Source organism: Desertihabitans aurantiacus (assembly GCF_003344635.1).
Lineage (GTDB): Bacteria > Actinomycetota > Actinomycetes > Propionibacteriales > Propionibacteriaceae > Desertihabitans > Desertihabitans aurantiacus.
The window spans coordinates 1-10,366 of record NZ_QPKK01000134.1; the positions used below are offsets into that span (position 1 = coordinate 1).

The following is a 10,366-nucleotide window of genomic DNA, read 5'->3' on the forward strand; positions in this document are numbered from 1 at the left end:
CCTCGGGCACCGGCTACTTCTCCCCCGAGACCGACGACTGGGACGCCGAGCTGGCCGAGCACGCCCTGGGCCACCGGCCGCGGCTGCCCGAGATCGTCCCCGCGCACGCCTCGGCCGGGCAGACCCGCACCGGGGCGCTGCTCGGCGCCGGCACCGGCGACAACGCCGCCGCCGCGCTCGGGCTGGACCTGCAGCCCGGCCAGGTGCTGATCTCGCTGGGCACCTCCGGGGTCGCCTCCACCGTCGCCGCCGACCCGGTGCTCGACCCGTCCGGGGCGGTCAACGGGTTCGCCGACGCGACCGGGCGGTGGCTGCCGCTGGCCTGCACCATCAACTGCGCGCGGATCCTCGAGCTGGCCGCCGGGCTGCTGGGGGTCGGCTACGACGAGCTGGCAGGGCTGGCGCTGGCGGCCCCGGCCGGTGCGCACGGGCTGTCCTTCCTGCCCTACCTCGACGGCGAGCGCACCCCGAACCGGCCCGACGCCCGCGGCACCATGCACGGGCTGACCACCTCGACCACCCGCGAGGACGTCGCCCGGGCCGCCTTCGAGGCGCTGCTGTGCTCGGTGGCCGACGCCGTGCAGGCGCTGGACCAGGTGACCGGCGTGCGCACCACCGCGGTGTCGATGGTCGGCGGGGCGACCAAGTCGCCGGCGGTGCGGGCGCTCGCCCCGGCCGTCCTCGGTGTCCCGGTCACCCTGCCGCCGGACGGGGAGTACGTCGCGCGCGGTGCCGCGCGCCAGGCCGCGTGGGTGCTCTCGGGTGCGGAGCAGCCTCCGGTCTGGGAGCTCGAGGGCACCTCGGAGACCCTGGAGGCCGACGCCACCCCGGACGTCCTGGCCGCCTACCGCGAGCTCCGCGACCGCACCGCGGGCTGGTGAGGCCCTTCGACAGGCTCAGGGCGCTGGTGTCCGGCTGAGCGCGGACGCAACCCAGTGCGCTGAGCCTGTCGAAGCGTGAGTCACTCAGCCCTGCGAGGGTCGCGGGCGGTCAGCCATCAGCGACTCCAGGGTGGCCCGGGCGCCGTGGGCATGCAGGGAGGACAGCGTCGACCGGTAGGCCGTGAGGAAGCGTTCCTGGCTGGCGAGGTCGCCGAAGAGCTGCTCGTTCTGCACGAACACGTCGGGGTCGCCCTCGACCTGGGAGCGGGCGATCGGGACCAGCTGGTCGGCGAGCTGGTCGACCACCTCGATCGGCTCGCCCTGCTCATCGACCCCTTCGGCGTAGCGGGCCCAGGAGGCCACGATCGCCGCCGACAGCTCGACCGGTCCATCGCTGGCCAGGTTCTCCCGGATCACCGGCACCAGCCACTTGGGGATCCGGTCCGACGACTCCGCGCACAACCGGGCCACGGTGTCGCGGACCTGGGCGTTGGAGAACCGCTCGATCAGCGTGGCGCGGTAGGCGGCGAGGTCGACCCCGGGCACCGGCGGCAGCGTCGGGGTGGCCTCCTCGGTCATGTAGGCGAGCAGGAAGTCGGCGAACAGCGGGTCGGAGCAGACGTCGTGGACCAGCCGGTAGCCGGCCAGGTAGCCGAAGTAGCACAACCCCTGGTGGGAGGCGTTGAGCAGCCGCAGCTTCATCAGCTCGTACGGGGTGACGTCCTCGACCAGCTGGACGCCGACCCGGTCCAGCTCGGGACGTCCCAGCGGGAAGTCGTCCTCCAGCACCCACTGGGTGAACGGCTCGGCCACCACCGGCCAGAGGTCCTCGATGCCCCAGCGCTCCCGGACCTCCGCGCGGTCGTCGTCGGTGGTCGCGGGGGTGATCCGGTCGACCATGCAGTTGGGGAACGACACGTGCTCAGCCATCCAGGCACCCAGCTCGGGGTCGAGCTCGCGCGCGTAGGCGCTGAACATGCGGCGGGCGACGTCGCCGTTGTGGGGGATGTTGTCGCAGCTCATCACCGTGAACGGCTCGATCCCGCGCTCACGACGCAGCCGCAGCCCGGCCGTGACCAGCCCGAACACGGTGGTGGGGTGGTGGGCACCGGTGAGGTCGGCGGTGACCGCGGCGTTGCCCAGGTCGAACTCGCCGGTGACCGGGTGCACGTTGTAGCCGCCCTCGGTCACGGTCAGGCTGACGATGCGGGTCTGCGGGTCGGCCAGCCGGTCGATCACCCGCTGCGGATCATCCGGCGCGTAGAGGTAGTCGACCACCGACCCGACGACCCGCGGCTCCAGGGTGCCGTCGGGGTGCTTGAGCACCAGCGTGTACAGCCCGTCGGTGGCGCGCAGCGCGTCCCGCATGGCGGCGTCGCGGGGCATCAGCCCGACCCCGCAGATGCCCCACTCCTGGCCGCCGCCCTGCTCCAGCAGCTCATCCAGGTACATCGCCTGGTGGGCGCGGGAGAAGTTGCCGAGCCCGAAGTGCACGATCCCGGCGCGGACGGCGGTGCGGTCGTAGCCCGGTCGGCGGACCTCGGCGGGCAGGGCGTCCAGGGTGGCGGGGCTGAGCGCGGTCATGCCCGTCACCCTAGGACGCTCAGGCGGGCCGGATCGACAGGGACTCCACCACCGCGTCGGCCGGGGTGGCCAGCGCCTGCGCGACCGCCCGGGCCACCGTCTCGGGACGCATGTGGTCCTCGGCCCGGTACTCCCGGCCGGCGCCGGCCTGGATCCGCTGCTGCATCTCGGTGTCGACCCGGCCCGGGTGCACCGAGATGACCCGGACGGTGCCGCGCTCCTCCTCCCGCAGCGCATCGGTGAACGCGCGCAGGGCGAACTTGGAGGCCGCGTACAGCCCGCCGCCGGCGCCCGCGGTGAACCCGGCGCCGGAGTTGATGGTCAGCACCTGCCCGCGGCGTCGGCGCAGCGCCGGCAGGAGGGCCCGGGTGAGGTCGGCGACGGTGACGACGTTGAGCTCGAGCACCCGCCGCCAGTCCTCGCGGGTCAGCTCGGCCACGGTGCCGGACGCCTCGACGCCGGCGTTGTGCACCAGGACGTCGAGCTCCTCGATCCCGGCGGCCGCCTCCGCGACGGCGTCGGCGTCGGCGAGGTCGACCGGCCACGGTTCGGCGTCCGGCAGGTCGGCGCACACCTGCGCGAGCTGCTCGGGGTCGCGGCCACCGACCAGCAGCCGGTGGGTGGCGGCGAGCTCGCGGCAGATCGCGAGCCCGATACCGCGCGAGCCGCCGGTGACCAGGGCGAGGGGGCGGGTGTCCATGGCGGGAACGCTACTGCGGCCCTAGCCTGGCGCCCATGGCGAAGACCGCAGCGGCGGAGGTGCAGGCCGGCGACCGGGCCGTGCGCGTCTCCAGCCCGGACCGGGTCATCTACCCGGCCACCGACTCCACGCCCGACATCACCAAGCTGCAGGTGGCCGAGTACTTCGCCGCCGTGGGGGGCGGGCTGATGCGGGCGCTGCGCGACCGGCCCACCGCGCTGGAGCGCTGGCCCGCCGGCGTGCACCCAGGGATCACGCTGTCCACGGGGCGTCCCGGCGACAAGTCCGACGCGTTCTACCAGAAGCGGGTGCCGCAGGGCGCCCCGGACTACCTGGAGTCGGTGGAGGTGACCTTCCCCTCCGGCCGCACCGCCGCCGAGGTCTGCCCCACCGAGATCGCGGTGCCGGTGTGGTGCGCCCAGATGGGCACCCTCACCTTCCACCCGTGGCCGGTGCGCCGCGCCGACGTCGACCACCCCGACGAGCTGCGGATCGACCTCGACCCCCAGCCCGGGACCGGGTTCGCCGAGGCGGTCGAAGCGGCGCTGGTCGCCCGCGAGCTGCTCACCGAGGCGGGGCTGACCGGCCACGTCAAGACCTCCGGCAACCGGGGCGTGCACGTCTACGTGCGGATCGAGCCGCGCTGGGACTTCGTCGACGTCCGCCATGCCGCGATCGGCTTCGGCAGGCGGCTGGAGCAGCGCAGCGAAGGCGTCACCACCGCCTGGTGGAAGGAGGAGCGCGGCGCGCGCATCTTCGTCGACTTCAACCAGAACTGCCGCGACCGCACCATCGCCTCGGCGTACTCGCTGCGCCCGCTGCCCGGGGCCCCGGTGTCGACGCCGCTGTCGTGGGAGGAGCTGGCCACCACCACCGACCCGCGCAGCCTCAACCTCTTCACCGTCCCCGAGCGGCTGGCCGACGGCGACCCGTGGGCCGGCATCGACGAGTCCGCGGGCTCGATCGAGCCGCTGCTGGAGTGGTACGAGGAGTCCGGTCTGGGGGAGATGCCCTACCCGCCCGACCACCCCAAGATGCCGGGCGAGCCGCCGCGGGTGCAGCCGTCGAAGAAGAACGCCGCCAACTGGGAGACCGACGAGACCGGCACCGAACGTCGTCGGGAGAAGGCGTGAGCGGCGCCGCGAACCCCGGCGAGCCGCCTCCCGGGCTGCCTGGTGGCGAGGTCGAGCACCTGGTGGCCCACCTGGCCCTCCTGCGCGGACAGGTGGTGGAGGCGGTCGCGGCACTGACCCCGCAGCAGCAGCGCACGGCGGTGCTGCCGTCGGGCTGGAGCCCGCTGGAGCTGCTGTCGCACCTGCTGCACATGGAGCGCCGCTGGATCCGCTGGGGGTTTCTCGCCGAGCCGGTGGACGAGCCGTGGGGCGACTGGGGCAGCGCCGGCAGCGCCGACCCGTCGGAGACCGGCGGTGCCCGGTGGAGCGTGCCCGAGGACGTGGACGCCGCCCGGCTGACCACCCGGCTGGAGGAGCAGGCGCGCACCACCGAGGAGGTGCTCACCGGCACCCCGCTGGACACCCTCGCCCGCACCGGCGGCCGGTTCGCCGACGGCGACACCCTGCCCACCCTGCGCTGGATCGCCTTCCACCTGCTGCACGAGCACTCCCGGCACCTCGGCCACCTGGACGCCGCGGTCGAGCTGCTGCGGGACGGTCGCCCGTGACAGTCGTCATCCGGGAGTCGTGACGCTGCTCGCAGGTCCCTCCCGGCGCGGGCCGCGAGCCTGGTGCCATGACGACGACCACGGCACCACCGGGCACCCAGGCCCTCGAGCTCACCGGGCTGGTCAAGCGGTTCCGCGGTGAGGGCGGCCGCCGCGTGCAGGCGGTCGACGGCGTGGACCTGCAGATCGGCCGCGGCGAGGTGGTGGCGTTGCTCGGACCCAACGGCGCCGGCAAGACGACCACCCTCGATGTCGTCCTCGGGCTCACCGAGCCCGACGCCGGCCACGCCCGCGTGCTCGGGCGCCGGCCCCGTCAGGCGGTGGTCGAGGGCCGGGTGTCGGCGGTGCTGCAGACCGGTGGGCTGATGCGCGATCTCACGGTCTCCGAGACGGTGCGGATGATCGCCTCGCTACACCGTGCCCCGCTGGCGGTCGACGAGGTGCTCGAACGCGCCGGCCTGACCGCGCTGGCCGGACGCCGGGTGGCCCGCTGCTCCGGCGGTGAGCAGCAGCGGCTGAAGTTCGCGCTGGCGCTGCTGCCCGACCCTGAGCTGCTCGTCCTCGACGAGCCCACCACCGGGCTGGACGTCGGCGCCCGCCGCGCCTTCTGGACCGCCATGCGCGCCGAGGCCGCGGCCGGACGCACCGTGCTCTTCGCCACCCACCACCTGGAGGAGGCCGACGCCTTCGCCGACCGGCTCGTCCTGATGGCCGCCGGTCGGGTGGTCGCCGACGGTCCCACACGTGAGATCCGGCGTTCGACGCTGCGCACGGTCGGCGTCACCTGGGACGACCCACCCGCCGACGCCGTGCTGGCCCGCCTGCCGGGGGTCGCCGCCGTCTCCCGGCAGGGCGCCCGGCTCGTGCTGCGGGCGTCCGAGCCCGACGTGCTGGCCCGCCACCTGCTCACCCGCACCCCGGCCCGCGACCTGGAGATCGCCCCGGCCTCGCTGGAGGACGCCTTCCTCCGGCTCACCGACGCACCTCCCGGCGGACCCGTCCTCGAGGAGCCCCGATGAACCTCACCTACGCGCTGCTGGAGCTGCAACGCACCCTGCGCATCTGGAGCAGCACCGTCTTCTCCCTCGCGCTGCCGATGCTGTTCTTCCTGGTCTTCGGAGCGATGGTGCCCTGGGGGTCGGTCCGGCTCGCCCACGGCGACGTGGCGGCCCAGACGATGATCTCGCTGGCCACCTACGGGGCGATCACCGCCGCCGCCGGGATGGCCGGCTCGGCGGCGCTGGAGCAGCACCAGGGGTGGGGTCGTCAGCTCGCCCTCACCCCGATGACCCGCGGCGGGTTCGTCCGGGTCAAGGTGTTCGTGGCGCTGGTGGTGGCGGCGCTGCCGGTGGCCGGCGTGTTCGGGCTGGGCGCGCTGACCGGGGCGGGTGCCGAGCCGCGGGTGTGGGTGCTGTCCCCGGTGCTGATCCTGCTCGGCTCGGTGGTGTTCGCCTGCTACGGGGTGGCGGTGGGCAAGCTGTTCCGCTCCGAGGCCGCGGTGGGGGCGGCGTCCGGGCTGCTGGTGGTGCTGGCCTTCCTCGGCGGCGCCTTCGTCCCACTCACCGGCTGGCTGCTCGACATCGCCCGCTTCACCCCGGTCTACGGCGTGATGGCGCTGGCTCGCTACCCGCTCACCGACGGCGCCACCCCCACCCTCTCGGGCGAGCTCGTGCAGGACCCGCTGTGGCTGCCGGTCGTTAACGTGGGGGCATGGACGCTCGTGCTGGGCGCGCTGGCGGTGCTGGCGGCGCGCCGGGGGACCCGACGGGCGTGACCTCCTCCCCACGGCGCGGTCCCCGCGTCCCGGCCGACCCCGGCTGGGGGTTCGCCGCGGCCTGGCTGGTGCTGCTGGCCATCCCGCTGTTCTTCCTGGTCGTCGGCGACGGTCCGCTGCTGCCGCGGGCGGTGGCGGGCGGGGCGCTGCTGGTCTTCGCGCTCGCCTACGTGCTGGCCAACCGCAACCCCGGGCTGCTGCCGGTCCGCTCGCCGACGCTGCGCACCTGGCTGTGGATCGGCGTGCTCGTCGCGCTGCTGGCGCTGACCCTGCCCGCGCAGGGTGGCTACGTGCTCTACAGCCTGCCGTTCCCGATGGCGCTCGCGGTGTTCGGGCTGCCGCCGCGGCACGCGGTGGCAGCCGTGGCCGCACTGCTCGCGGCGGCGCTGCTGCTGGTCGTGCTCGACCCGGCGCCGGACCTGGTCGGGGTGCTCAGCCTGCTCGGGGTGCTGAGCACGCTGGGGGTGCTGGTGGCCTTCCGCTGGTTCTCCGGCCGGGTCGGCCGGGAGGCGTCGCTGCGTCAGGAGCTGGCCCTGCTGGCCGAGCGGGAGCAGGTGGGACGTGACGTCCACGACGTGCTGGGCCACAGCCTCACCGTGATCAGCCTCAAGGCCGAGCTGGCCGACCGGCTGCTCGAGGTGGACCCGGTCCGCGCGCGGGCCGAGGTGCAGGACGTCCTGCGGCTGTCGCGGACGTCGCTGGCCGAGATCCGGCGCACCGTCGCCCGGCTGCGGATCTCCGACCTGGCCAGCGAGCTGGCCGCCGCGCGGACCGCCCTGGACGCCGCCGGCGTCGCCCTGGAGCAGGACGGCGACCCCGACGACGTCCGTCCCGACCTGCGGGCGCTGTTCGGCTGGGCGCTGCGCGAGGGCACCACGAACGTGGTCCGGCACGCCGGCGCGAGGCACGTCCGGCTGGCCTTCGCCGAGGGGTCGCTGCGGCTGCGCGACGACGGCGTCGGCGTCGGTGACCAGGTCGCGGCCGGCACCGGGCTCAGCGGGTTGCGGGAGCGGGTCGGCGAGGCCGGCGGCACCCTCGTGCTGCGGGCACCGGCCGACGGGGGTACCGAGCTGGAGGTGAGGATGCCGTGACGATCAGGGTGCTGGTGGCCGACGACCAGGACCTCGTCCGGGGGGCGCTGGCGGCCCTGCTCGGGCTCGAGCGCGACCTCGAGGTGGTCGCCGAGGTGGGCACCGGCGACGCGGTGCTCCCGGCGGTCCGCGAGCACCGGGTCGACGTCGCCCTGCTCGACATCGAGATGCCCGGGATGGACGGCATCGCCGTGGCCGGCCAGCTCGCCGCCGCCGGCACCGGCTGCCGCTCGCTGGTCGTCACCACCTTCGGCCGGCCCGGCTACCTGCGTCGGGCGATGGACGCCGGCGCGTCCGGGTTCGTCGTCAAGGACACCCCGGCCGGGCAGCTGGCCGAGGCCGTCCGCCGGGTGCACGCCGGTCTGCGGGTGGTCGACCCGATGCTGGCCGCGGAGTCGCTCACCAGCGGGCACAACCCGCTCACCGAGCGCGAACGGGAGGTGCTGAGGGCGGCGCTGACCGGGGCCAGCGCCGGGGAGATCGCCGCCCGGCTGCACCTGTCGGAGGGGACGGTCCGCAACCACCTCTCCGGGGCGATCGGCAAGACCGGCACCCGCAACCGCGCCGCCGCCGCGAGCGTCGCCCGCGAGAACGGGTGGCTCTAGCGCCTCAGGCCAGTCGACCGGGCGCCGTCTCGGGGGTTGCCCTGGCTCAGACCCCAACCCGCGCCGCTCCACGCCGCGAGCCGTTCCGCGTGTCAGCGGGCCCACCTACGCTGGCCGGCATGGACCTCACGCGTGAGCTCACCGACCTCGTCCGCCGCCGTCCCAGCCTGCCGACCGTGCTGGAGCTCGACCTCAGTCGCGGGGTCCTCTCGGCCCCGCCGCGCTCGCCCGGGGACTTCCTGCGGGCGATGCACGTGCCCACCGTGCGCGGGATCCGCGACGGGCTGCGGGCCGGGGCGAAGGACCCGAAGGTGGTCGGGTTGGTGGTCCACGTCGGCGACTGCCCGCTGAGCGCCGCCCAGGTCGACGAGGTCGGCGCGCTGATCGCCGCCTTCGGCGTGCACAAGCCCACCGTCGCGTTCACCGAGAGCTTCGGCGAGCTGTCCAACGGGCTGCTCGGCTACCGGCTGGCCGCCCATGCCCAGCAGATCTGGCTGCAGCCCAGCGGTGCGGTCGGGCTCACCGGGGTCAGCCTGCAGGTCACCCTGCTCCGCGGCGCCCTGGACAAGGCGGGCGTGGAGCCGCAGTTCGGCCAGCGCCACGAGTACAAGACCGCGGCCAACCAGTTCGCCGCCGCCGAGGTGACCGAGGCCCAGCGCGAGATGATGCAGCGGCTGGCCGACAGCGTCCTGGAGGAGACGGTGGCCGTGGTCGCCGAGCGGCGCGAGCTGCCCAGCGACGAGGTCCGCGCCGCCGTGGACGCCGCCCCGCTGACGGCCGCCGACGCCCGCGAGCGCCGGCTGGTCGACCACCTCGGCTACCGCGACGAGGTCTACGCCTGGCTCCGCTCCGAGTGGGGCGCGGCCGCGACCGGGGAGGGCGAGGACGCCGCCGCCGGCTCCCAGGTCGACCTGCACTACGTGCACCGCTACGCCGCCGAGCGCGGCGGGCCGGCGATGGTCCGCAACCTCGTCGACAAGCGCCGCGACTCGGTCGCCGTGGTCGGCGTGCACGGCCCGATCGTCACCGGCCCCAGCACCCGCGGCAGCGTCCTCGGCGGCCCCACCGCCGGCTCGGACACCATCACCCAGCACCTGCGCGCCGCCGGTGACGACGAGCACGTCAAGGCCGTGGTGCTGCGGGTGGACAGCCCCGGCGGCTCCTACGTGGCCTCCGACGCCGTCCGCCGCGAGGTCCGCCGGCTGGTCGAGGGCGGACGCCCGGTGGTGGCCTCGATGGGCGATGTCGCCGCCTCCGGTGGCTACTTCATCAGCATGGGCGCCAGCGAGGTCGTCGCCGCCCCCAGCACGCTCACCGGCTCGATCGGCGTGCTGGCCGGCAAGTTCGTCACCACCGGGCTGACCGACAAGGTCGACCTGGTCCGCGAGGAGATGACGGCCGGCGAGCGGGCGGCCATGTTCAGCAGCCTGCGCGGGTTCACCGACGACGACTGGGCCGTCCTCGACCGCTGGCTGGACGAGGTGTACGCCGACTTCACCAGCAAGGCCGCCGCGGACCGCGGGATGGCCCTGGACGTCCTCGAGCCGCTGGCCCGCGGGCGGGTCTGGACCGGCGCGGACGCCGCCCGCCACGGCCTGGTCGACCACCTCGGCGGGATGGACGTCGCCGTCGACCGGGCCTGCGAGCTGGCCGGGCTGGACCGGGAACGGGTCGGGCTGCGCAGCGTGCCCGCCTCGGCGGTGCTGTCCCAGCTGCGCCCGGCCCGCTCCAGCGAGAGCCCCCGCGGGGAGACCGGTGCGGGCTGGACCGGCCCGGCCGGTGCTGGTGCGGTCCGGGTGACCCCGGGCGGGCCCGAGGCGCTGCTGCTGCGCGCCGCCACGGTGCTCGGGCTGCGGCTGCCGGGCGTCCTCTCCCTGCCCTGGCAGCTCTCCTTCAGCTGAGCCGGCACTCCCGCTCCCGGCACTGCGTTGTGGTACGAAACAGCCTGAGCCAGGGGGTGTCCGTGCCGCACGACGACTTCGATCCCTTCGCCGACCGCGGACGTCCGGGGTCGGCGGGGCGTCCGTCGAGCCCGGCCCCGGCACCCGAC

Annotated in this window: 10 protein-coding genes; 8 read left to right on the forward strand and 2 right to left on the reverse strand. The window is 75.0% G+C overall.

All coding sequences use genetic code 11. From position 1 onward, the window contains the following. On the forward strand, nucleotides 1-881 hold an 881-nt coding region (locus DVA66_RS11750), incomplete at its 5' end, for an FGGY-family carbohydrate kinase (RefSeq protein WP_269801619.1). An 84-nt stretch (nucleotides 882-965) separates the two neighbouring features. Here DVA66_RS11750 and DVA66_RS11755 read toward each other — a convergent pair. Together DVA66_RS11755 and DVA66_RS11760 are read right to left on the reverse strand one after the other, a co-directional pair. Beyond that, entirely contained in the window at nucleotides 966-2,465 is a 1,500-nt protein-coding gene (locus DVA66_RS11755) for a mannitol dehydrogenase family protein (RefSeq protein WP_114560258.1), read from the reverse strand. Between the two features lie 19 nt (nucleotides 2,466-2,484). Beyond that, nucleotides 2,485-3,165 (reverse strand): SDR family oxidoreductase, encoded by a 681-nt coding sequence (locus DVA66_RS11760; protein ID WP_114560259.1) that lies wholly within the window; start codon nucleotides 3,163-3,165, stop codon nucleotides 2,485-2,487. Between the two features lie 35 nt (nucleotides 3,166-3,200). On the opposite strand from DVA66_RS11760, the gene DVA66_RS11765 reads away from it, so the two are divergent. The 7 genes from DVA66_RS11765 to sppA all read left to right on the forward strand — a co-directional run bounded on the left by DVA66_RS11765 (nucleotide 3,201) and on the right by sppA (nucleotide 10,217). Then, nucleotides 3,201-4,298, forward strand: coding sequence for a DNA polymerase domain-containing protein (locus tag DVA66_RS11765; protein WP_114560260.1), 1,098 nt, complete (start codon nucleotides 3,201-3,203; stop codon nucleotides 4,296-4,298). Further along, nucleotides 4,295-4,846 (forward strand): mycothiol transferase, encoded by a 552-nt coding sequence (locus DVA66_RS11770; protein ID WP_114560261.1) that lies wholly within the window; start codon nucleotides 4,295-4,297, stop codon nucleotides 4,844-4,846. Before DVA66_RS11765 ends, DVA66_RS11770 begins: the two co-directional genes overlap by 4 nt. 68 nt (nucleotides 4,847-4,914) lie before the next feature. Continuing rightward, on the forward strand, nucleotides 4,915-5,865 hold the full coding sequence (locus DVA66_RS11775) for an ABC transporter ATP-binding protein (RefSeq protein WP_114560262.1): 951 nt from the start codon (nucleotides 4,915-4,917) through the stop codon (nucleotides 5,863-5,865). Beyond that, entirely contained in the window at nucleotides 5,862-6,620 is a 759-nt protein-coding gene (locus DVA66_RS11780) for an ABC transporter permease (RefSeq protein ID WP_114560263.1), read from the forward strand. The genes DVA66_RS11775 and DVA66_RS11780 overlap by 4 nt, the downstream gene beginning before the upstream one ends. Further along, a complete protein-coding gene (locus DVA66_RS11785; protein ID WP_198671690.1) occupies nucleotides 6,617-7,711 on the forward strand; it encodes a sensor histidine kinase in 1,095 nt (364 codons plus the stop codon). The genes DVA66_RS11780 and DVA66_RS11785 overlap by 4 nt, the downstream gene beginning before the upstream one ends. Further along, nucleotides 7,708-8,316, forward strand: a complete 609-nt coding sequence (locus tag DVA66_RS11790) for a response regulator transcription factor (RefSeq protein WP_114560265.1) — start codon at nucleotides 7,708-7,710, stop codon at nucleotides 8,314-8,316. Before DVA66_RS11785 ends, DVA66_RS11790 begins: the two co-directional genes overlap by 4 nt. A gap of 119 nt (nucleotides 8,317-8,435) precedes the next feature. Further along, a complete protein-coding gene (gene sppA / locus DVA66_RS11795; protein WP_114560266.1) occupies nucleotides 8,436-10,217 on the forward strand; it encodes a signal peptide peptidase SppA in 1,782 nt (593 codons plus the stop codon). Nucleotides 10,218-10,366 lie beyond the last annotated feature (149 nt).